18 protein-coding genes are annotated in these 24,104 nt (G+C 38.3%); 9 read left to right on the forward strand and 9 right to left on the reverse strand.

Translation table 11 applies throughout. The annotated features are described in order from the left end of the window. Positions 1–10 precede the first annotated feature (10 nt). The 3 genes from ACY650_RS19065 to dnaB all read right to left on the reverse strand — a co-directional run bounded on the left by ACY650_RS19065 (position 11) and on the right by dnaB (position 4,118). Positions 11–1,435 carry a T9SS type A sorting domain-containing protein gene (locus ACY650_RS19065; RefSeq protein ID WP_462250066.1) on the reverse strand — a complete coding sequence of 475 codons (1,425 nt, stop codon included), beginning with the start codon at positions 1,433–1,435 and terminating at the stop codon, positions 11–13. Between the two features lie 111 nt (positions 1,436–1,546). After that, positions 1,547–2,527, reverse strand: coding sequence for a zinc-binding dehydrogenase (locus tag ACY650_RS19070; RefSeq protein WP_462250068.1), 981 nt, complete (start codon positions 2,525–2,527; stop codon positions 1,547–1,549). 61 nt (positions 2,528–2,588) lie between these two features. Then, positions 2,589–4,118 (reverse strand): replicative DNA helicase, encoded by a 1,530-nt coding sequence (gene dnaB, locus ACY650_RS19075; protein ID WP_462250070.1) that lies wholly within the window; start codon positions 4,116–4,118, stop codon positions 2,589–2,591. Between the two features lie 131 nt (positions 4,119–4,249). On the opposite strand from dnaB, the gene ACY650_RS19080 reads away from it, so the two are divergent. The 5 genes from ACY650_RS19080 to ACY650_RS19100 all read left to right on the forward strand — a co-directional run bounded on the left by ACY650_RS19080 (position 4,250) and on the right by ACY650_RS19100 (position 9,134). After that, a complete protein-coding gene (locus tag ACY650_RS19080) occupies positions 4,250–5,098 on the forward strand; it encodes an exonuclease domain-containing protein (RefSeq protein ID WP_462250072.1) in 849 nt (282 codons plus the stop codon). A 98-nt stretch (positions 5,099–5,196) separates the two neighbouring features. Beyond that, entirely contained in the window at positions 5,197–5,979 is a 783-nt protein-coding gene (locus tag ACY650_RS19085) for an ATP-binding cassette domain-containing protein (RefSeq protein WP_462254437.1), read from the forward strand. Beyond that, a complete protein-coding gene (locus ACY650_RS19090; protein WP_462250074.1) occupies positions 5,976–7,532 on the forward strand; it encodes a glycine betaine ABC transporter substrate-binding protein in 1,557 nt (518 codons plus the stop codon). The genes ACY650_RS19085 and ACY650_RS19090 overlap by 4 nt, the downstream gene beginning before the upstream one ends. Positions 7,533–7,602: 70 nt before the next feature. Beyond that, positions 7,603–8,691, forward strand: coding sequence for a potassium channel family protein (locus ACY650_RS19095; RefSeq protein ID WP_462250076.1), 1,089 nt, complete (start codon positions 7,603–7,605; stop codon positions 8,689–8,691). Next, positions 8,688–9,134, forward strand: coding sequence for a hypothetical protein (locus ACY650_RS19100; RefSeq protein ID WP_462250078.1), 447 nt, complete (start codon positions 8,688–8,690; stop codon positions 9,132–9,134). Before ACY650_RS19095 ends, ACY650_RS19100 begins: the two co-directional genes overlap by 4 nt. Positions 9,135–9,163: 29 nt before the next feature. On the opposite strand, the gene ACY650_RS19105 is transcribed toward ACY650_RS19100, so the two are convergent. Both ACY650_RS19105 and ACY650_RS19110 read right to left on the reverse strand, forming a co-directional pair. Then, a complete protein-coding gene (locus ACY650_RS19105; RefSeq protein WP_462250080.1) occupies positions 9,164–9,790 on the reverse strand; it encodes a GOLPH3/VPS74 family protein in 627 nt (208 codons plus the stop codon). Positions 9,791–9,870: 80 nt separating this feature from the next. After that, on the reverse strand, positions 9,871–11,154 hold the full coding sequence (locus ACY650_RS19110; RefSeq protein WP_462250082.1) for a cation:proton antiporter: 1,284 nt from the start codon (positions 11,152–11,154) through the stop codon (positions 9,871–9,873). Between the two features lie 106 nt (positions 11,155–11,260). On the opposite strand from ACY650_RS19110, the gene ACY650_RS19115 reads away from it, so the two are divergent. Further along, the gene (locus tag ACY650_RS19115; protein ID WP_462250084.1) at positions 11,261–12,622 is read left to right on the forward strand and encodes a D-alanyl-D-alanine carboxypeptidase; all 1,362 of its coding nucleotides are present in this window, start codon (positions 11,261–11,263) and stop codon (positions 12,620–12,622) included. Here the strand turns inward: ACY650_RS19115 and ACY650_RS19120 are convergent. The 3 genes from ACY650_RS19120 to ACY650_RS19130 are packed head-to-tail and all read right to left on the reverse strand — an operon-like array spanning position 12,616 to position 18,407. Next, positions 12,616–13,971, reverse strand: coding sequence for a TolC family protein (locus tag ACY650_RS19120; RefSeq protein WP_462250086.1), 1,356 nt, complete (start codon positions 13,969–13,971; stop codon positions 12,616–12,618). The genes ACY650_RS19115 and ACY650_RS19120 overlap by 7 nt on opposite strands. A 19-nt stretch (positions 13,972–13,990) precedes the next feature. Beyond that, a complete protein-coding gene (locus ACY650_RS19125) occupies positions 13,991–17,200 on the reverse strand; it encodes an efflux RND transporter permease subunit (RefSeq protein ID WP_462250088.1) in 3,210 nt (1,069 codons plus the stop codon). Between the two features lie 13 nt (positions 17,201–17,213). Then, positions 17,214–18,407: an efflux RND transporter periplasmic adaptor subunit gene (locus tag ACY650_RS19130; RefSeq protein ID WP_462250090.1), complete on the reverse strand. Its 1,194-nt coding sequence runs from the start codon at positions 18,405–18,407 to the stop codon at positions 17,214–17,216. Between the two features lie 153 nt (positions 18,408–18,560). Here ACY650_RS19130 and msrB point away from each other — a divergent pair, with 153 nt between their 5' ends. Continuing rightward, on the forward strand, positions 18,561–18,953 hold the full coding sequence (gene msrB / locus ACY650_RS19135) for a peptide-methionine (R)-S-oxide reductase MsrB (protein WP_462250092.1): 393 nt from the start codon (positions 18,561–18,563) through the stop codon (positions 18,951–18,953). Here the strand turns inward: msrB and ACY650_RS19140 are convergent. Next, the gene (locus tag ACY650_RS19140; RefSeq protein ID WP_462250094.1) at positions 18,950–19,561 is read right to left on the reverse strand and encodes a hypothetical protein; all 612 of its coding nucleotides are present in this window, start codon (positions 19,559–19,561) and stop codon (positions 18,950–18,952) included. The genes msrB and ACY650_RS19140 overlap by 4 nt on opposite strands. 164 nt (positions 19,562–19,725) lie before the next feature. On the opposite strand from ACY650_RS19140, the gene ACY650_RS19145 reads away from it, so the two are divergent. Next, on the forward strand, positions 19,726–22,839 hold the full coding sequence (locus ACY650_RS19145) for a WD40/YVTN/BNR-like repeat-containing protein (protein WP_462250096.1): 3,114 nt from the start codon (positions 19,726–19,728) through the stop codon (positions 22,837–22,839). 7 nt (positions 22,840–22,846) lie between these two features. Then, positions 22,847–24,064 carry a hypothetical protein gene (locus ACY650_RS19150; RefSeq protein WP_462250098.1) on the forward strand — a complete coding sequence of 406 codons (1,218 nt, stop codon included), beginning with the start codon at positions 22,847–22,849 and terminating at the stop codon, positions 24,062–24,064. Positions 24,065–24,104 lie beyond the last annotated feature (40 nt).

Genomic DNA, 24,104 nt, shown 5'->3' on the forward strand with positions numbered 1-24,104 from the left:
TTAGACTGTATTATCTCTTTACAACTCTATGCGTATCTATCTGACCTTGATATTTCAAAATCACAATGTAATTTCCTTTCTTCAAGGTGGTCATTTTTAAATCCAGAAAATTTTGCCCTTGCTTCAATTCATCTGTTTGTCGGACTTGAATGATACCAGAAGAATCCAATATTTCAATTTCCACAAATCCAGATTCAGTAGCTTGAATCACCACATTAATCTTTGTATCTGCAACTGTTGGGTAAATAATAGATTTTGAATCTAAATCGAATTCATTTCTGATTATTCCTAAAACTTCTCTAGTACCATCAAAATCTATTTGGGTCAGTCGATAGTATGTGATACCGTCAGATGGATTTTCATCCATGTATTTATATGCCAGCTCTCTCTCTGAATTACCAGCCCCTCCTACTTCTATTAGTAGTTTATAATTTTCACCATCATTAGACTTTTCTAGTATAAAAAAGTCATTGTTAATCTCTATAGATGTCGTCCAAGAAATGGCGACCATATCTGTCAGATTAAAGGATTCTAAACTCAATAATTCAACTGGCAAGGTCTCACATCCATCCATCGGGTCTTGTATTCCATCATCGTTTATTTCTACGCCAAACCTTCCTACCTCAAGTCCCGCAGGAAAGCCAGCTTCGCCGTCCACCAACAAGAAGTATGTAGTATTAGCATTTAGACAAGTCAGTTGTAGGGAGGTATTGTTATTTGCATCATCACCAGCCTCATCCACAAGTGTTAATGTACCAGAACAAGCACCGTTGCTTGATTCATATACTGCCAATTGAATATTTAAATCATCCCCTAACATTTGAGGATCACTGGTAGCTGACAGGCTAACCGTCGAAGAAGGATCTATACCTGTGTTAAATGAGAACCAGACACCAGCATCATTTTCTCCACCCCATGGATTAGGGTCTCCACTGTTCGTTGCACAGATGTTATTATAGTTACTAAGCCCATCGTTCCCAAGAGAACCCGAACTTGGAAGGGTACCTAAGTTAAATGCACTACAAATATCGTCTGGACTACTAATAAAGGAACCTGATGTAGAAAATGTAAAGCTCGCCGAACCCTCCGAATCACCGCCAGTAGTGGCTATTGCATAGGTGACGTCTGATCCCGGACTTGGCACAGTAAAATTCTGACAAACTTCTTCAAGGCAACTTGCATTCACTATGCAGACAGCTCCATCATCTTCAAACGCCCGAAAGCATACCTGAATAGTAGTAGGATAATCTAAAGCACAATCAAAACTCTCTAAATATTGATCATTTGGAAAATTAACGAAACATATACCGGCTTCTGGATAAGTCACATACCCTTGTGCATCAAAATTCATACTCCAATGTACTTCAGGTCCACCACCAAAAGTCCCATCCTCACAAGTGGTAGTTGATGAGCCGGTATTAACAGTTCCAGTCAAGGTGACTTGGCTAAGAACAAGGTGGTTAAGAAAAAACAAAATGCTACAAAAGAGCAGTCTTCTTTCTGTGAACATGGTGAGTGATCATACGTTGTAGTCTTGCAATAATACTTAAAACTTAATCACAATCTTACCAAATGAATCGGGTTCTTTGAAGCGATTAAACGCCCCAATATAATCTTCCGCATTATAGACTTTATCCACAGTAGGTTTAATATTATGTTTATCTACCCATTCCAACATTTCAGTAAACTCATCATCGCTTCCCATAGTTGAACCCATGATATGTGCCTGTGACCAAAACAGCCTAAAAACATCAACTTTCTCTGGATGTCCAGTGGTGCTACCATACATAACTATTCGACCACCAGGCTTTATGATCTTGAGGTAATTATTAAGTTGATTCCCACCAGCACTATCAACAATAGTATCAAACCCTCCTACCTTGGAAGCTCCCTTAAACCATTTTTCATCACGGTAATTAAAGCCATCAATTACCCCAAGGTTTTTAACCTTTTCAATCTTATCCTCACTCCCACTTGTCACATATACTTCAGCACCCGAAGCGTTAGCAAATGCAATAGCAAATTGGCTTACACCACCGCCAGCACCCGTAACAAGTACCTTTTTTCCAGTATTTGAAGCTCCTTTTTTTACTGTAGCTCTAAAGGCTGTTAAGCCTGCCAGAGGCAGTGCAGCAGCCTCTTCAGCACTCAAATGAGCTGGCTTTTCGTGCAATCTGTGCGAAGGAACTTTGATGTATTCAGCCAGCGTTCCGTTAGTTGGCATTCCTAACACAGAATAAGCTGAAGATTGAACCTCAGCATCATCCCCCCAGTCTACATTTGGATTAACAATTACTTCTTTCCCTACCCATTCATCGGGCCCTTCTTCAACCACTCCACAACCATCAGATCCCAAGACTGTTCCAAACTCGATACCTGGATACATTCCTTCTCTAATCCATTGATCTCTCCTATTCAGTGCCGAAGCCGACAGCTTAACTAAACACTCGTCTTTGGAAATTTCTGGCTTTTCGAGATCGATTAATTGAATAGGTTCTGATTCTTGAGTAATTGTAATTGCTCTCATGGAATTAATCACAAGTTTTAACTAATAGTAATTTGTAATAGATATTAGTTCCAGATTAATTCTAGAACGGAGTTTCATCGCTTCCTTCCCCTTCATCATTAGCCTTACTTGGTAAGGTAATGGTGAAATCAGAATTGGATGGTCCAGATGTAGGGAAAGCACCAAAGCCATTTCCTTGATCACCATCCCAATCTGTAAACTTGGTAAACTTTCCGATGAACTTCAGATTAACTGTATCAAGTGAACCATTTCTGTGCTTAGCAATGATAACCTCGCCCAATCCTTGCAACGGCATACCAGACTCATCTGTATCCAAACCGTAGTATTCGGGACGGTACAGGAACATTACCATATCTGCATCCTGCTCAATTGATCCGGATTCTCTCAAATCTGAAAGTTGCGGACGTTTGTCACCACCCCTGGTCTCCACAGCCCTACTCAACTGAGAAAGTGCCAACACTGGAACATTCAATTCTTTCGCTATTCCCTTTAGTGCTCTTGAGATTGAGGCTATTTCTTGTTCACGGTTACCGCCGCCTTTACTGCTATCTCCACTCATCAACTGCAAGTAATCAATGATGATTAGTTTCACTCCATGCTGTGCAGCTAACCTTCTACATTTAGCACGCAGTTCAAGAATACTTAAGGCAGGAGTATCATCGATAAAGATTGGAGCTTCAGACAACTTCCTGGTTTTGTGGATCATTTGCTCCCACTCATAATCTGCAAGATCACCCTTTTTAATTTTCTCACTTGGCAACTCTGCCTCTGCAGATATCAATCGATTAACCAACTGGACTGAAGACATCTCCAAAGAGAATATCGCTACTGGTGTATTAAAATCTATAGATGCATTTCTAAGTGCTGATACTACGAATGCCGTTTTACCCATACCAGGGCGGGCTGCGATGATTACCAAATCAGATGGTTGCCAACCTGAAGTGACTCTATCTAATGCAGAGAAGCCACTTGGCACACCGGTCAATCCATCCTTACGATCTTTTCGTACTTGAATCTCATCAATTGCTTGGTGCATCAATGAGCTCATCTTGTCATAATTCTTTCTAATGTGAGATTCTGAAACATCGAAAAGGGATTGTTCAGCTCTATCTAAAAGTTTGAAGACATCGATGGTGTCCTCATACGCATCTTTTTGAATTTCAGAGGAGATTCTTATCAACTCTCGCTTGATCGATTGCTCTGCAATGATCCTGGAGTGGTACTCAATATTGGCTGCTGAATTGACTTTAGTTGTTAGCTCTGCAACAAAGTGTGCACCTCCAACAAGCTCGAGCTTTGCCTCTTTTCTTAACTGGTGTGTGACCGTTTTAATATCGATCGGCTGACTATCATTGAATAGTGTAACAATGGCAGCATATATTTCTTGATGAGCGTCTTTGTAAAAGCTTTCGGAATGTAGAATGTCTATCACGTTTGATAAAGCATCACGCTCCAACATGAGTGCGCCCAGTACTGCTTCTTCAATTTCAACAGCCTGTGGTGGTAGTTTACCTAAATGCTCAGTGACAGTGGAAAGGCCAATTCGACGACTTTTGGCAGATGTAGTTGATGGTTGCTTAGCTCCTTCCATTCAGCGATTAATTATAGGGTTTGATTCGATTTACAAACATAACTTGAGAAGTTCCATCTTTAGAATAATTTCCTTACTACTTACTAACACTTTCCACCCCACTTATCCACAACGAAAATTCGAATGCTTTGATGCAAAAGATTATCTTTGGTCACTCACGTACTAAACACACAATTTTGTTCAAACTCAACCTCAAAAACCCTTTAGTTGTCTTCGATTTGGAGACTACCGGCACAACTATTTCTCAGGATCGAATTGTCGAAATGGCTATGGTCAAGATTATGCCCGATGGAACCGTAGAAGAAAAGTGTCGGAAGATAAACCCTACTATTCCCATTCCTGCTGAGACAAGTATAATACATGGAATATATGACGAAGATGTAAAGGATGAACCTACGTTTGCACAAGTAGCAAAATCACTTGCTAAGTATTTGGAAGGCTGCGACCTGTCAGGATTTAATGTGTTAGGGTTTGATGTACCAATGCTAGTTGAGGAGTTTCTCCGAGCAAATGTTGATTTTGATACAGACAATCGGAAGATAGTTGACGCACAAAAAATCTTCCATCTAATGGAAAAACGAAATCTGACTGCAGCATACAAGTTTTACTGCGGTAAAGATCTTGAAAACGCACACAGTGCACTGGCCGACACGAAGGCTACGCATGAGGTGCTTGTCTCTCAAATAGAACGATATGAGGGGCAAGATGCTATTGACACACTTGGTAACAAGCTTGCAACAATACAAAATGACATGGGTGTACTTCACGAATTGACCACATCTTCCAGAGTGGATTTTGCAGGTAGAATGATCTATAAAGACGGAATAGAAGTATTTAACTTTGGAAAGCATCGAGGCAAATCAGTAACTGAGATTCTACAAAGAGAACCGAGCTTTTACGATTGGATGATGAAAGGGGATTTCCCGCTCGACACCAAACGTAAGTTGACAAAAATCAAGCTTAGAGGGTTTAACAAGTAGATTTTGTAAGTTTGATATAGTTAAAATTTAGCTTTATCGAATCACTCACTCTACGTAATATTCATAAGTCCTACAACGGTAAATCCGTATTAAATGGAATTTCATTCGAGGTTCGTCCATCAGAGAATATCGTTTTACTTGGACCAAGTGGCTGCGGCAAGACTACCCTCCTAAAATTGATCAATCGAATAATTGATCCAGATTCAGGAACAATCCTAATAGGTTCGAAAAACAATCTTGATATAGAAGGACATACGCTTAGAAGGAATATCGGGTATGTAATTCAAGATGTGGGTCTTTTGCCACACATGACTGTAGAAAAGAATATTTCTATAGTTAATAAAATCACTAATAAACCCTTACAAAAAGAGAGACTAGATGACTTGATGGAGTTAACAGGATTACCTTCTGAGCTTCTGTCAAAGCATCCATCTCAGCTGAGTGGTGGCCAACAGCAGCGAGTAGGGATAGCTCGAGCACTTGCAAATGATCCAGATTTGATATTAATGGACGAACCATTTAGCGCCTTGGACAATATCACGAGAAGCCAACTTCAAGATGATTTCCTAAAACTTAAGATTCTAAAAGATAAGACCATCATTATTGTAACTCATGATGTACAAGAAGCTTTCAAATTAGGTGATCGGATTGTACTTCTAAACCAAGGAGAAGTGCAGCAATTTGACACACCAATGGAGTTGCTTCTCAATCCCGCCAATGAGTTTGTTAGCTCATTTCTCAATAAAGATCGATTAATCTTGTTGCTCCAAAATCAACTTATCGGAGGAAGATCAGCTATGGACGCGCTGAAAGACTCAGAAATAAGCGATACCGAAAAGAACAGCATTTTATCACAGATTCTAAGTTCTTATAAAAGATGAGCCTGTGGGAATTCATATTGTCTCATTGGAATGAGATGTTGGATCAAACAATTCAACATTTAAAACTCACGCTCATTTCTATATTCCTCGCCTCTGTAGTAGGCATACTAATTGGAATTTTGATTACTAGAATTGAAAAACTGACTTCAATTACTCTGGGCTTCATAGGTGTTATACAGACCATCCCGAGCCTAGCCCTACTGGGATTTTTATTACCTGTAGTTGGTATCGGCACCACTCCTGCCATTATCGCACTATTTCTGTATGCATTACTTCCAATAGTAAGAAATACTTACACTGGCATCAAAGGAATAGATCCCTCAATCAAAGAAGCCACAATTGGCATGGGTATGACTAATTATCAGTTGCTTCGATTTGTGGAGCTTCCATTGGCATTTCCAGTAATCTTAGCAGGTATTAGAACTTCGGCTGTTATCAATGTGGGTGTCGCTACGCTTTGCGCATTAATAGCTGCGGGTGGTTTAGGCGAATTTATATTCCGAGGTATTTCACTCAATAATACTAATATGATACTCGCAGGTGCAATTCCAGCATCTATTCTTGCCATTCTCATAGATGGAGTATTAGGAGTTGTCCAGAAATTTCATGGTCAAAAACGAATCTGGATAGTAATAGCAACTATAGTTGGTATTTTTCTAATTGGCCTTCAGCTTAGACCTTCAGCAGAAAAAACAAGGTTAGTGGCCGGCTTCAATTCAGAATTCATTGAAAGAAGCGATGGCTACACTGGACTGGATTCCTTATACGACCTCCCAATGGAGATCAAAGAAATGGAAATTGCACTTATGTATCGAGCCTTATATGAGGAACAAGTCGATGTAATTGATGGTTTTAGCACCGATGGAAGAATAAAAGAATTCAATCTCAAGTCGCTGGAGGACGATAAAGGCTACTTCCCACCCTATTATGCAGTTCCTCTAATAAATGGAGCAACTTTAGAAAAACACCCAGAAATACGTGCTTGTTTTCAATACCTTTCTAACCAGCTAAGCGATTCCCTAATGTCGGCACTCAATTACGAGGTAGATGGTATGAAAAGACCTTTAAATGAAGTTGCTAATGATTTCCTTAAATCGATAAATATATATGCAAACAAAAATGCAGGTTCCTCAAGCAACCCTGACATCACTATTGGCTCTAAAGCTTTCACAGAGAACTTTTTATTGGCATACATATTTGCTCAAATAATTGAAAATAAAACCAAATTAAAAACTAAGCTTAAGCTTGGGTTTGGAGGAACTAAACTCGTATTTGATGCACTGAGGTTCCAAGAGATCGATATTTATCCAGAATATACAGGTACGGCATATCTGGTGCTTCTGAACAAGAAATCTTCGGAAATCGAAAATTTCAATGATCCCCAAATGGTTCTTGAAAGTATCTCGGCAGAATTAAAGGATAAATACAACTTAGAAGTACTAAACCCGCTCGGTTTTAACAACACATTTGCACTGATGATGAGGCAAGCACACGCAGATTCTCTTCAAATTGCTACAATCAGCCAATTATCTGATTATCTTAGGAAAGAATAATGAAAACATCACTATAACTTGAAAGTCACAATACATCTTTAATATGCTATATTTGACTTTTACCTAGCCTATGCCTACTACCTTTAAAAAGAACGCAAGTCTACGCCTATTCCTACTTATTGCGCTCGTGTTAATTGTCTACCTAGCGCTGGTATGGCTGCTGGTATTTGTTGAAAAGGACAGTGATCAATCGGCGCTCAATAATTATGCGAATGCATTTTGGTATTCGCTAGTTACTCTCACCACAGTGGGATATGGTGATATTTTTCCTGCGACAGTGTACGGTAGATATATCTCTCTTATTTTCATCTTAACCAGTATTGGTATTTTCGGTATTTTAATTGGACAACTTACTACGCTTATGACAACAATAAAGGAAAACAAAAAGCTTGGATATTCCGGCACTAACTTCAGCAATCATGCTGTCATTATTGGCTGGAATGAATTTGGTTGGCACGTAGTTGACCAGCTGGTTGGTGTAGGCAGACAGGTAGCTGTTGTTACTAACAAAAAAGATGATGTTGACCTCATCCGTGAAAAATACAATTCTAAAAATGTATTTGTCCTCTTTAGCGATTACAATAATCATGAGATGATCAAAAAAGCAAACATTGAAGGTGCTACAATCATCTTTGTAAATATGCTTGATGATACAGATAAGTTGGTTTATGTGCTTAACCTGAAAAAGGTATTCCCTGAATCAGAATTTGTAGTAACACTAGAGAATGGTGATTTGAAAACCACATTCCTAGCTGCCGGAGTGAGTAATACAATATCTACTCAGGAGATCTCCTCTAAACTGCTAGCCTCATACATGTTTGAACCGGATGTAGCTACCTATAGTGAATCTATTTTATCATACGCTAAGTCAGACAGTGACTATGACATTAAACAGTTATTGATCACACCCAACAACCCCTACAATGGCAAGTCCTATCAAGATGTGTTCTTTGACTTAAAAAAGAGATATAACTCTGTTTTAATCGGAATAACCAAACGAGATAAGTTTGGACAAAAGAAGCTAATAAAAAATCCATTGGGTGACTTAAAAATCCATTCTGGTGACTACTTAATCATCATTTTAAATGGCAAAGCCTTTAAGCTTCTAAAACGGGTATTTGGCGTTGAAGAGGGAACCGTTAAAGACCGAAAAAAATGAAAAATCTATCATGGATCGGAATTTTAATGCTTACCACTTTCTTAGGCTGTGAAAACAAGGATATCAATGAAGGTGAGGAATTCAGACCGAGGGCTGTTAAGGACAGTTTTGAAGATACCCACTTCACAAAAATTGAAGTAGACGGAGTTGAATACATCCTTACTGAAAGAGATAACAACAACCCTCACGAAGGATTCGGGTTTATGGCCTTCAGAGCCAATAAATTGATTGAAAAACAAGATACGCTTTTAGCATATCTAAAAACAATGCAGCACTTTCAAAATAAAGTGTATGCTAAGATGTATAATATTTCAGAGGATTCTGGACAGTCTGAATTTGAAGCTAAATTCTTAGAATTTATTGCCCAAGAAACAAGGGAGTTAGAACAGCTAGAGAGAACTGACCTGATTAATTCGTCAGAGACTGTTAAAGAAGAAGAGTAATCCCTCTCCTTCTTTAAGCCCTTAATATTTTATGAGAAGAAATTTTTAAGCTCGCGTAGTGCATTAGCTAGATCATCATCAATATCTGATCTTTCTATTATTTCTTTACCAACTTTTTCAGCATCAATCAATCCATCCTTATCCTTGAATACCTCACTTAGGATGTTACAATCATCAATGATTGAATATAGAACTGTAAATGCTGCTGAAGGCTTAGCACTTTTAAATACAATCGCTTTCAAATTATTTCTAATTTCCTGTTCGAAGGCATAGTTTGCATTATCCATTCGATCAGACAGTGGAATCCAAAGAAGCTTAGTTTCTTCTTTCTTAAGAATACCTCTTTGCGCCAAAAGAGCGTTTAAGTCTTCCTGAATATCCTTAAACTTATTAGAAAGTGTTTTGATTTGTTCAATTAGTGAAGGACCTGTTTGTAGTTTCTTCAATACATTGTCCAAAATACCGTTTCCGGTTCCAATTGTATCAATTACTGAAATATTACCGCCATCTAGCTTTATTTTCTTTAAAAGATAGAGTTCTAAAATACATGCAGAAATAACTCCTGGAACCACAGTTTTCTCAGCAGCAGCTAGAATTCGTCCCTCTTCATCATCTAAAGCAATTAGATAAAATCCTTCAGCGATACTTAATTTCATAGTTGGTTTTATTAAAAATGTAAAGTTTACTCAATCAGCGAATTTCATAAATTTTACTTAAAAGAGTAAAGTCCATAAGATTATTTTTTCAGTAAAGATCCAATTGTCAAACCCTGTACTAAAATGGAAAACACCACCACACTATAGGTAGAAAACAAAATTGTATCTTTTACATAATCAGGGAAAGCAAGATCTGTAAGTGACAGTGCCAAGGCAACTGAAATACCTCCTCTTAACCCTCCCCAGGTCAATATCTGTATTGTTTTCGGCTCGAAAGTTCTAAATGGCCTCATTGCAGTAATAGGAATACTTACTCCAAGGAATCGTGCCGAAAGTACAATTACAATCGCGACACCACCAATGGCTAGGTTGCTCATCGTGAAAGATTCAGCAATAACAAGCATTTCAAGTCCAATTAGAATGAAGAGAATAGCGTTTAAAGCCTCATCTAGTAAGTGCCAAAATTTGAATACATATTCTCCCGTAGCGTTAGCTAGCTTTTCATCCCTTCCTTGATTTCCGATAAACAGTCCCATCACAACCATTGCTAATGGAGCAGAAACATGAATCATTTCTGAAAGACGACCTCCCACCATTACCAAGGTAAGTGTCACCAATACTTCCAATTCAACATGATCATTATCGATAAAATCGAGCAACTTAAATCCTATAAATCCAAATGCAGCTCCTAGAAGCAAGCCTCCAAATACCTCAACAGTAAATAATAATGCTACGCTAGCAGCAGTAATCTCTTCACTTCCATGCCCTCCTGCATCATGAATACCTGCTTGTGCTTTAGCTATACCTAAAATGGTCAAGAATATCACAACACCCACACCATCATTGAATAAAGATTCTCCAGCAATTTTAATCTCCAGTTTTTTCGAGAGTCCGAATTGTTTGGTAAGCGCAAGTACTGCAATTGGGTCAGTAGGTGAAATTAAAGCTCCAAACAGTAAGCAATAGATTAGATCTATTTCGAAGCCTAATATCAATGGGAATATCTTGTAGACGAGAAAGCCGACAATAAATGTTGACATTAATGTTCCTAAAGTTGCAAGAATAACAACAGGAACACGCTCTTCTATCAGTTTATTAAGGTTGGTCGATAATGCACCCGCAAATAGCAGGAAATTGAGCATTACGTTCATTAAAACCTCTTCAAAGTCAAATTCAGCTATTATATGTTCCGCTCCTTCTGTGATAGAGGGGACGAAATATCCAAGTATCAAAATTGTTACTGACATTATCAGCGCTATAAACATCAAACCAATAGTGGATGGCAGTTTGAGTACAGTAATGTTTATTAACGTGAATGCTGCGGCAAGAAAAATGAGGAGTGTGATTAGTTCTAAAATACTCATTGGTTCAGCGGGTAGAAGTTTCTTTTGGTTTAGATTAGTGAAGCAAAATAAATAAATAAAGAGTACGAAAAAAATAGTACAATCTGAGCGGAAAAATAGCTCTTAAATGCTAAAGTCACCTGAATTACCAATGAATCAACATCTTAAAAGTTTGTCAATCATAAAAAAAATCAAATCAAACTTAACATTACTTACACTGGTATTAGTCATTACTGCTGGATGTGCGAGCGTTAAACAACTAGCTGTAGGTAATGATGCAGAGCAACTGCTTAAACAATCAGAGATATTTTCATCTCAGTTTACTGGATTTAGCTTATATGACATTGAAGCAAATTCATTCATCACAAGTTATAATTCAACATTAAAGTTTACTCCAGCGTCAAATACGAAGCTTTTGACAATGTATGCTTCACTTAAATCATTTCAAGATTCTATTCCATCACTACTCTACTTAAAAGAAGATTCATCAGTGATTGTAGAACCTATAGGTGATCCAACATTCTTGTACAGTCCTTTTAGCCAGCAACCAGCATTAGAGTTTTTAAATGAATTCAACGAGATCTCAATTGCTTGGCCCGAAGAAGATCCAACATCATTTGGATCTGGGTGGGCATGGGATGATTTTTCCTATCAATATCAAACGAACCGTTCATGGTGGCCGATCTATGGGAATATTGTTAACATACAGCAAGTTGATGACTCACTATCTGTTACCCCATCCTTCTTTACTGACAATGTTTCCATCTTTAGTGGAGAAGTTCCTAACAAACTTGTGGATAGAGATATTAAATTCAACATATTCAATGCTTATCATCCTTTAGACAGCAACAGTTTTGATTACACTATCCCATTTGAGTATTCAACTGAACTATTACTTAAGCTGTTGCAAGACACCCTTAAGTCGTCAGTTTCTATTTCGAAGATGGCAATTAGCAATCCTGACACGCTTTACTCGTATCCTATTGACACAGTTTTGATCAAAATGCTTAAACCAAGCGACAATTTTATTGCTGAACAGCTATTATTAATGGCTGCCAGGGAGAATGGATATACGGAAATAGCGCCTTTTATAGAAAAGCTTAAGATATCAGGTCTCGTAAGCTTAACAGATATGGTATGGGTCGATGGTTCCGGCTTATCACGTTACAATCTCATTGCTCCTGTTGATCAAGTACGTCTTCTCAAAATATGCTTAGATGAATTCGGTTGGGATAGAATGACTTCTCTCTTACCAACCGGAGGAGAAGGAACCCTTAAAGAATTATACGTTCCCGACGAAGAAGAAGCACCATACATCTTTGCGAAAACTGGAACACTTAGCAATAACCATAATTTAAGTGGGTATTTAATAACACGTTCTGGTAAGAAAATGATATTCTCCTTTATGAACAATCATTATACCCGACCGACATCAGAAATTAAAAAAGAAATGGAGCAGTTCCTGCTAAAAGTCAGAGATGCTTATTGATTATATTCTCTTATCATTCCTCCAGTCAGCCGCATTAATTCGATTTTTGAATTAATCAAATTATAGATTGCTTGAAGCTTTAAAATTGAGGAAGACAAATAATTATTTTGAACATCTCTATAATCAAAAGAATTAATGCTTCCATTTTTAAATTTCTCCTCTGAAAGATCAAGGTTGGTTTTTGCTGCCTCTTCTCTTCGTGCATTAATTGCAAAAAGCTGTCTCCGATTATTATATCTATCAAGGCCAGAAAGCAAGTCCCTATCAAGTGAATTTTCCAGCTGATCTACTCTTAGCTCACCTACTCGTTCATTTACTACAGCATTCTTAATAGCACGTTTAATTCTTCCTCCATTAAACAAGGTATACGATAATGTGAAGTTTGCTGTGTAGTTATCGGTAACACTATTCAGTCGAGTATCTGGTCCATTTGAAAACCCACTTCCAGTAAAGAAAATAGCGTCAGAAAGATCTAGGCTATTCCGATTTTCAGAAAACGATGCAGCTAGCGAAAGTCTGGGGTACCTATCAGCATTGCTCAGTTTTGTAGCTTGACCCAACAAGGATTGAGTGATGTACTGCTTTTGAAGATCTACATTTTCATGAAACATTTGTTCTCGGAGATCTTCATATGTATACTCCTCATCGGGAATGGTTAGCTCATCTGTAAAAATGTATGTTTTGGTTACATCCTTCTCTGCAAGTAAAACATTCAAATCTCTAATTGAATTTCGAAAAACCAATTGTTGATTAATAAAATTGATTGAATCAGTTAGATAGTTCCCTTCTTCAAGTAATACATCAGTGGTCACTGCTCCTCCCAAGTCGGATTTGACTTTAATATATTCGTATTTATCCCTAGATAGATCCAGCTGCTTTTCAAACTCTCCTAAGCGTTCTTGTTCCAAAACGGCGAGATAATATCCCAAAACAATGCTTTGAAGGCTGTTAGCGATTACAACAGAGGCATTACCTTCTGTCTCAGCCTGTAGCAATTCCAACCTTTTCTTTGTGATTTTCACTCTGAATCCATCAAAAATTGTCCAATTCACATTGACAACAGGGTTTAGCGAATTTGCAAGTGTCTGTCCCTGAGTTGCTGTTGGAAAGGCTACTTTGACATTATCAGTCAAATTATTATTCTGATTCAGATTCAATGATATGGTTGGCCATCTGCCAGCCTCTCCCCAATTGTTATTGTTTTGAGCGACCTCCACATTTCCTTCCTCAATTAAAATATTGTAGTTGCGCTCAAGCCCTATTTGAATTGCATCGCTAAGAGACAATTGCTCTTGCGCATTGGCATGAAAAAGGCATAGTATTCCTAGTGAAAAAAGTATTTTCTTCATGTTGTAGTAGATAATTAGGTTATGCAGATTCCTTGTATTTTTCCATTCTTCGCTCATCAATGAGAACACGCTCTACATCTTCTCTTGTAGGTTTCTCACCAGTCCACAACCACTTAGCTGCTCGTCGAATGTCATTAAACAGCACAATGAACACCGGAAAGAATAACAGTATTATAAATGTCCCTATGAGCACTCCATATGCTACAGAGATCGCCATTGGTATCAAGAATTGAGCTTGGAAGCTGGTTTCTTTTATCAATGGATATAATCCAAGAACGGTAGTCAACGAAGTAAGCATTATTGGTCGGAATCTCGAAAGGCCTGCGTTATACGCTGCCTGATATACCGTCATGCCTTCATCTTTCACAAGTGAGTTGAACTTTGACAAGAAGACCACTGCATCATTGATGATTACTCCGGATAGCGCTACCATCCCCCAGACACTTAATAAGGAAACCGGAAGTTCTTTCGCAGGCGATATCCAATCCTCAATACCATGTCCAAGGATTGCACCAAACCAACCTAATGGAATCATCATGATTATTAGCAATGCCTGATAATAAGATCTGAAGGTGATCATCAGAATAAAAAATATAAGTAAGAAGGCACCTCCAAAATACAAGCCTATCTCTTTTCCAGCTCGCTCACTTTGCTGCGATTGACCTCCATAGTCGACAATAACAGATGGATACTTCTCATTGAGCGCAGGCACAATTTCATCTTTGATCTTATTTAATATCGGAGGTACTTCTCCAAAAGGATCTATCATCTCTGCCTCTACCGTAATGGCTCTTGAAGTATTATAATGTTTGATCCCTGAGACACCTCGTTCAATCTTGTAATTCGCCAATTGAGTAAGTGGGAATTCTTCTCCAGTTGGAGTTTTAATTTTGATATCTTCCAATTGGTTAATGCTCTTACGTCCCGATTCAGGATATCTTACCCAAACCCTGAGCTCGTCATTTCCTTTCATGAAACGCTGTACTTCTTCTCCAAAGAAGCCTTGCCTCATCTGTTTCGTAATGTCATTGTGATTCAATCCAAGGAAGTAAGCTTCAGGTCTCAAATCAAATAACATTTCTCTTCTACCTACTGGCACATTGTCTTCGATTTCTTTGAGATCGGCTATTCCTGCCAATTCGTCTTTCAAAAATTGTTTGGCCTCCCCAAGCTCCTCGTAATTTTTCCCCATTAAACGCATCGAAACAGGCTTCCCAAAACGATTACCACCTCCAATTGCAAATTTTTCGGCTTCCCCTACCGGACCTATTTCGGCTCTGATCTTTTCTATCAAATCGAACTGATTCAACCCATAATCGTCCAACTCTTTATAAAAGATATTGATAGAACCTGTATGAGATCCAGACTCCCATTGTGAAAAACCAATATTGGTAAATGTATTGTTGATGATATTTTCATCCATCGCCAACTCATCCTTCATCTCATCATTTACCTTCCAAATAGCATCTTCAAATTTCTTGAGGTACTGTTCTACTTTCTGTTCTCTCTCACCTGGCTTAAAAGCAATATTTACATTGAAGCTATTGAATGGAATTTGGGGGAAAAATGTTGCTTTTATTTGTCCTCCAGCAAGAAGTCCCCCGATTATGATAAGGAATCCAGCAAGCATTGATAATGACACCCATCTTTTTTGCATGGTAAACCTTAGGCCTTTTCCATAAACATTGTCCCGGAGGTAATCAATTGTACCATTAAGTGTCTTTCTGATCTTATAGCTTCGTGTATTTTCTTTCTTGACCTTAAGTACTTTTTTACTGGCAAGGTGAGCCGGAAGAACAAAGAATGCTTCTAAAAGCGAAAACCCTAAACTAAAGCATACAACGAATGCCATGTCGCGTAGAAATTCAAAACCACCAGTAAGTAACAATAGTGGCATGAATGCAACTATGGTAGTGGTCACAGAGGTGAATACGGCAGGAAGTACTTCAATCGTACCATTAACGGCAGCCTTGATGGGATTGCCATGTTTTTCAAAGTGTGAATAAATATTCTCAGCAATTACAATCCCATCATCTACTAGAATTCCGATTACGAGGATCATTCCAAAAAGTGAGATCATATTAATAGTAAGGCCTACAAAGGCTCCCAAAATGAACATCCCTAAGAAAGATGATGGAATACCCCATGCTACCCAAAACGAAAGTCTTAAGCTTAGAAAGAGCCCAAGAGATACAAGTACGAGTAGTAGACCAACGATTCCATTATTCGTAAGTAAATCAAGTCTTTGATTCAGCATACTCATGAAATCCCATGTCATGTGTAGCTCTACAGCATTGTTTTTTGAATTGAAATCATCAACATATGCATTGACCACATTTGAAATTTCTTCGAGATCTTCAGTCTCTAGCTTTCTTACCTCAATAAATACTGCTTGCTTTCCACTTAAAAGAGCTTTTGATGGAACGTCAGCAAACTGCTCTTTAATATTGGCGATATCCTTAAGTAAGATCTCGCTTCCATCGCTATTACTTCTAACAATGATATTGGAAATGTCTGATGCTTCAGTCTCTTTTGCATTAGATCTAATTAGTATCTCTTCAGTAGATGACTTAACAGACCCTGCAGAAATGTCTCTATTATTTTGCCGTACAGCATTTGCTACCTGATCAAATGTGAGATTGTATCTAAGAAGATTTTGCTCACTAACTTCAATGGACACCTCAAGAGCTGGAAACCCACTCACATTTACTTGGGAAATAGCTTCCATAGCAAGTAAATCATCTTCAATTTCCTCAGAAAATTTCTTTAGCGTTTTTAGATCTACATCTCCTGTTAACCCAAGCCATTGAGCTGTAGATCTTTGCTTCTGCTTAAAGACTATTGGCTTTTCAGCACCTGCAGGAAACGAATTGATGCCATCTACTGCATTTTTAACCTCCGTATAGATATCATCAATATCAAAATTATCGAAGGTTACTAATGTTATATTGGCTGAATTCTCAGAAGAAGTTGATATGATCTCATCAATTCCAGCAATAGAATTGATAGCCTCCTCTACTTTTAGCGTCACCCCTTCTTCCATTTCCTGTGGCGAGGCTCCAGGATATACCACAGTAATATTAATGTTACGATCACTCCTGGTTGGAAAAAATGACTTCTTAGTATTGGCTATGGAAACAACACCACCTATCAGCGTTAATGCTATTAGGATGTTCGCTAGTATTGGAAACTTAACGAAGTACTCAACAAGATTTTTAATAAATGCCATAGTCTTTGTTCGTTTAATTAGTCGCAGCCGGAGACTGACCAGTACTACTTAGCTCTTGACCTACACCAAGTTCTAAATCAATATCTTTATTCTCGCGTTTCTCCACCACCATGTTGTTATATGCACCTATTAATGGCTCAATAACTAAATCCTCGCCACGTTCCAATCCGTTTACTATAGCTTCCTCATTTACTAATCTTATAACATTGATTTTTCTGGCCTTCAACAGTGTGTCTTGAACAACATATACTTCATTGCCATTGTAGATTGCATTTCGAGGCATTATCATGCCGTCTTTAACAGTTCTAGCCGGAATAGCTGCTTGAAAGAACTGACCGTCATAAATCTTTTCACCTGTCGATTTGATAGCGATAAATACATCGACAGATTGCGTATTTTGATTAACAAAATCACTAATTCTGGAGACTTCTCCATCCCAGTATTTATTCATTTCATCAGAATAAATTTTTACTGGAGAATTGGTCTTTATCCATGGAATATCTTTTGTTTCTACAGAGACTTTCAACTCATGAACACCTCTTCTCATAACCTTACCAATACTCACCCCAGGATTGATGAAAGAACCAGATTGTAAATTCACCTCCATAATGCTTCCCGCAAATGGTGCATAGTAGCGATGCTTATCTAATCTTGCCTCAGCGCTTTTTATTGAATAATAAGAACTGTAAATGCCTTTGGTTGCTAGAAATATCTTTTCTTTTTCTGATACAACCTCCGGCAGTTCTGCAAACTTCTTTTCAATGTCTAATGAACTGAAGTAGCCATTCCATGCATCGAAATTGTCACTAAAATCGATTTTTAAATCAGGTAAGATTCCAGCAAGATCTCTGAGGAAATTGCTTTTCTGAGACTTTAAGTTCAATGAAGGCTCCTTGTCATCGATATAAAAAAGAAGATCTCCTTTCCTAAAACTCTGACCTTCTTTTAGCCTTACATTACCCTGATACATCCGTCCTGATACTTCAGAAAGAAGGTCTAACGTCTGTGCTGTTTCAACTCTCCCGTACGATACCACATCTGTTTGCAGTGATTGGTAGTTGACCTTTTTCGTCTGTACTGTTTTCTTTACCGCTTGAGGCCTTTTATCCTTTGGGTCCTCTTTCTGTCCTGCGAAGAAACCAGCAAGCATAAAGGCAAGAATTAAAATCAAAATTGGTGTAAAAACGATGATTAGTTTTCGCTTCATAATAAGTAGTGTAGTGTCAACTACATAATGTTGAAAACATGCTTTTGGTTACATGAATTTTAACATATGTGATAAGTGGCTAATTCAATCCTTGAACTGTTTTATCTTCGTATTAGTTGGTATTACACAGAACCCCCAAAAAGCCTCGCAAGAATGGATAAAATCAATAAATCAGAAGAAGAGTGGAAAAATGAGCTTTCAGACGAGCAATACCACATTTTAAGGGAAAAAGGGACAGAACGACCGTGGACTGGTGCTCTCTTAGAAAATAAAGAAAAAGGTGTCTACGAATGCGCAGCTTGTGGAAATGCATTATACTCATCTGAGACTAAATACGATTCTGGTTCAGGGTGGCCTAGTTTCTATGATCCAATTACTGCTGAAGCTGTTGATTTTGAGAAGGATAAGTCCTTTGGCATGATTCGAACAGAGGTAAAATGTGCCAAATGTGGTAGCCACCTGGGACACATATTTCCAGATGGTCCGCAACCTAGTGGGCAGCGCTATTGCATGAATTCTGCAGCTTTAAAATTTAAGAAGGATTAGGCTACGGTATTGAGCTTAGTGATTCGAATAAAATTGTCATCGATCATCCACAGAAAGTGAGGTGCTATATTCACAACTGCCCCATTTAGTGTGGAGTTTACAAAGAAATTAGTCTTATTGAGCTCATTTTCATTTTCTAAATAAGCATTCACCAACTCCCCTTTCATATTTCGAACGATAGGCACTTCTCCTATTACTTGTACTCCCAGAAATTCAGAAAGAGCGGCAATTGACATATTTGCGATCAAGTTCTCAATTTCCGACATGAAATCATGTTTCATCATCTTGGTATGAGAATTCCTGGAACTGGTAATATCATCTGGTAAGCATACACTGTTGATAAGATCCATTTCATGATTATTGATCACAAAATAGAACGCTCCATTGATTTCGCCATTGAAGGCGACCTTCATTAGGTTAACCTTAAACCTTCCCAGGTCATCAAATTCCCTAATAGCATGTAACTGACCTTCCCCGAACTGGATTAAATCTGGGTTTACACGAATCTTCAACATTTGAGCCATGGACTCAGCTGCCTTGCTAAGCGACTCGGTAATCATTTGCTCAATGATCTGAAGATGTACTTGAGAGAGGTTTCCTTTACTCACAACGAAAAGATGTGATTTTTTTCATTAAAAATATTGATGTCAAAGCTAAAACATTCAAAAAAGTTCCCCACCCCATCCAAATGAATAAATAACCTCTAGTGTAGGTTCCTGAAAAAATCTAATCCCATTATCATTAACTTGAATGAAAACTAAAACCTAAACGTATGAAGAAGATATTATTAGTGCTTCTGATAGTGATGTTTATCGCTGAAGAAGGAGAAGCACAAAGGAGGAAAAAGAATTCTTCCAGCAATACAACAAGCTATAATAGTAAGCTCTACGATGGAATGCAATGGCGAAATATTGGTCCATTTCGTGGAGGAAGATCTGCTGCCGTGACCGGCGTTCCTGGCAAACCCAATCTATACTACATGGGTGCAACCGGAGGAGGAGTTTGGAGAACTAAAGACGCAGGAAGTACATGGGAAAATATATCTGATGGTTTTTTTGGTGGATCTATTGGTGCAGTTGCGGTAAGTGAATGGGATAACAATGTCATTTATGTTGGTGGTGGAGAGGTTACTGTACGAGGTAATGTATCCTCTGGCTGGGGCATGTGGAAATCTGTAGATGCTGGAACTACATGGCAAGAAATAGGAATGAAAAATGCGCGTCATATACCAAGAGTGAGAATACATCCTAAAAATCCAGATCTTGTTTATGCAGCAGTGATGGGTGATTTGTATAAATCATCTCAGGAAAGAGGTGTTTATCGAAGTAAAGATGGAGGTAAGAACTGGGAACGAATTCTTTTTGCCAATGCTGACGCAGGCGCTGTAGATCTAACGTTCGACCCTAACAATCCAAGAATTCTATATGCTTCTACATGGAGAATAAGACGTACACCTTACAGCCTAGAAAGTGGTGGAGATGGCTCAGCTTTATGGAAGAGTACTGATGGTGGCGATACATGGACGAATATTTCAAAAAATGAAGGTCTTCCAGGCGGTACATGGGGCATTTCGGGAGTAACCGTTTCTCCGGTAAACTCCAACAGAGTATGGGCCATTATAGAAAATAATGCCGGAGGTGTTTACAGATCAGATGATGCTGGTAAAACCTGGAAGCTGATCAACAAAGAAAGAAAACTAAGACAGCGTGCTTGGTATTACACACGTATTTATGCTGACACGCAGGATGAAGATGGCGTTTATGTAATGAATGTACGCTATCACAAATCCACAGATGGTGGTAAGACATATAAAACCTACAATGCACCACATGGAGATCATCACGACTTTTGGATTGCACCAGAAGACAATCAAAGAATGGTAATCGGTGATGATGGTGGAGCCCAAGTAAGTTTTGATGCTGGTGAAAACTGGTCTACCTACCAAAATCAACCAACGGCTCAATTCTATCGAGTTACAACCGATGACTCTTTCCCATACAGAATCTATGGAGCGCAACAGGATAATTCGACAGTAAGAATTGATCACAGAACTGGTGGTTGGTTTATTGGCACTGATAATTGGGAATCTACAGCTGGGGGTGAAAGTGCCCACATTGCTCCTAACCCGGACAACAATGATATCGTCTATGGTGGAAGCTATGACGGATTCTTGACTCGAGTGGATCACTCCAACGATCAAGTAAGAGCTGTGAATGTTTGGCCAGACAACCCTATGGGTCACGGAGCAGAAGGTTTCAAATATAGGTTCCAGTGGAACTTCCCTATCTTCTTCTCCCCTCACAATTCCAACAGACTCTATACTGCTTCCAATCAACTTCATGTAACTACTAATGAAGGTCAGACATGGGAAATAATCAGTCCTGATCTTACTAGAAACGATCCTTCTAAGTTGGGTTCTTCAGGAGGTCCTATAACAAAAGACAATACGAGTGTTGAGTATTACTGTACCATTTTTGCAGCTACTGAATCGTATCATGAGGAAGGTGTAATCTGGACGGGTTCGGATGATGGGCTTGTACATATTACACGTGATGGTGGTGATAACTGGACAAATGTCACTCCTGCAGGAATGCCTGAATGGATGATGATTAACAGTGTAGAAATTGACCCATTCAATAAAGGAGGTCTATACATTGCAGGAACTAAGTATAAGCTTGGTGATTATACTCCTTACCTCTACAAAACAGAGGATTATGGAAAAACATGGAAAAAAATAACTAGTGGTATTTCATCTGAGCATTTCACAAGAGTTCTTCGTGCAGATCCAAATAAAAAAGGATTGCTTTATGCAGGTACTGAAGCTGGAATGTATGTTTCATTTGATGATGGAGCAAGCTGGAAGCCTTTCCAAATGAACCTTCCTGTTGTCCCAATTACTGATTTAGCAATAAAGAATAATAACCTAATTGCAGCAACTCAAGGAAGAAGCTTCTGGTTGATAGATGACCTTACACCTTTACATCAATTAGTAGATGCTAACGGGAAGTCTCACTATTTATACAAACCGATGGACAGCTACCGTATGGGTGGAGGAAACGGACGTACCTCAAGAACATCAGGTACAAACCACCCTGGCGGGGTATTAGTCAATTATTTCGTGAAAGACACAGTATCATCAGATACCATTTCGATAAGTTTTCATGAAAGTGATGGTGACTTGATAAAGCGATATTCTACTCATCCAAATAAGGAAGAAAAAGAAGAAAAGCTTAAGGTCAAGGAAGGATATAACACCATGAATTGGGGAATGCGATATGATGGAGCAAAAACCTTTGATGGCATGATTCTATGGTGGGCAACCACCAGTGGACCGATGGCTATTCCTGGAGAGTACACCGTGAAGATGACTGTAAATGGTAATGAGACATCTCACGGATTCAAGATTCTTGCAGACCCGAGAGCTGAGGCAACACAAGCAGATTATCAGGCACAGTTTGATTTTCTCATAAAAGTTAGGGACAAACTAACCGAGACTCATGAAGGTATCATCAGCATAAGAAAAGCAAAAAGCCAAATTCAAGATGTAATGAAAAAAGCAGATAATGATGAAATCAGTGAGCTTGGCAAAGCAATCATTAAGGATATGTCTGAGATTGAAAAAGCTTTGTATCAGACGAAGAATGAAAGTGGCCAAGATCCACTTAATTTCCCAATTCGTTTGAATAATAAGCTAGGACATTTGGCCTCTCTATCAGGTGTGGGTAGCTACAGGCCAACAGATTCATCTTTGGAATTCTACAATGAGGTGACAGCTAAAATTGACGAGCAACTCAAAATGTTGGGCGATATCCTAGATTCAAGAATCAAGGAATTCAATCAAAAGGTAAAAGACGCCCAAGTTGATGCTGTTAAACTAGATGACTAAACAATAAATGAAAGCACTTAAGAACGGTATTCTCATTCTCGCACTATCAGGAATGTTATTCATGTATGGCTGCAGTTCAGACGATGGCGAGAGCTTACCATCACAACTGATAATAAATTTTCCGGAAAATTATCTTTTTGATACTCAGATAGGTCATGTATATCTCACTGATGAGTCTGGGAATATTGTTTCTGAAAGTGTCATTCAAAACAACAGTCAAGTCGTATTAGAAGCGGATTTTGGTTTGAGTGGAAAACGATTTGATCTTACTTTTTTTAGAGAATTCACTTTTAGCACTGGATATGTCTCTAAAACGTACAACACATTCATCAATGCTGAAGCGGGCAAACTAGACTTTTCTGATTCAGAACCGACGATTACCACAGGTACAGCCACAATTCAGGTGAATAATACAGGGAGTTCCATAAGTGGTATAAATGGATTATGTTGTTATTCTGGATCAGCAACAATTAGTCCAAATGAGGCGACAATTAATGTTGATTTACGAGAGGGAAATAACATCTATCTACTTCTTCAAAATGAAACTGAAGCTTTCAAAAGATACTATCTTGAAAGAGGAGTTGATAACAATTTCAGTATAGAATTAGAATACTCTGATATACCTATCGTTACCAATCCATTTGAAATCTCTTTTCCTGATGAAGAAATTTTCACAAGCACTGTACGAGGCTATATCATAGACGAATCCAAAGAAAATGAATTTACTATTTCAAGAGAATCTGGCACAACTATTCCAGGACAAAAAATCCAACATTTTATCCCAGAGAATACCTTCGTAATTAGCTCTGTTGATAATAGGATAATTGCAACACCTAATACCTACAGAGTTAGAGAGGAAACAAATGCTATTGATGAAATTTTTAGCATCCCTTCTTTGGATTTCAACTTAGTTAATTCGGATCCTGCGAATGTGGAGATTAGTAGCTCAAGTGATTATTCCTTGTTCAATTTCAGCTTTAGGAATTCCAACGAAGAATACGGTGTGGATTGGATACTCGTGGGAAGACAAAATGATATTGGTAATATTGGTATACCACAAGCAATAGCAAATCGAGTTGAAGAGGAAATAGATGGATTTAGCTTACAAGATTTAGAAATTCGCTTTGGAAACTTATTTAAATATTCTGATGAGCCCACGTTTGAAGAATTGTTTGAAGGAAGGGATTATCAGAAAATAGAATCACTTTCAAGGAATTTAAGGTAAAATACTCAGTTCGAAAAAATATCAAGAGGGGTGTAATAAA

The organism is Ekhidna sp. (assembly GCF_963691765.1).
Taxonomy (GTDB): Bacteria; Bacteroidota; Bacteroidia; order Cytophagales; family Cyclobacteriaceae; genus Ekhidna.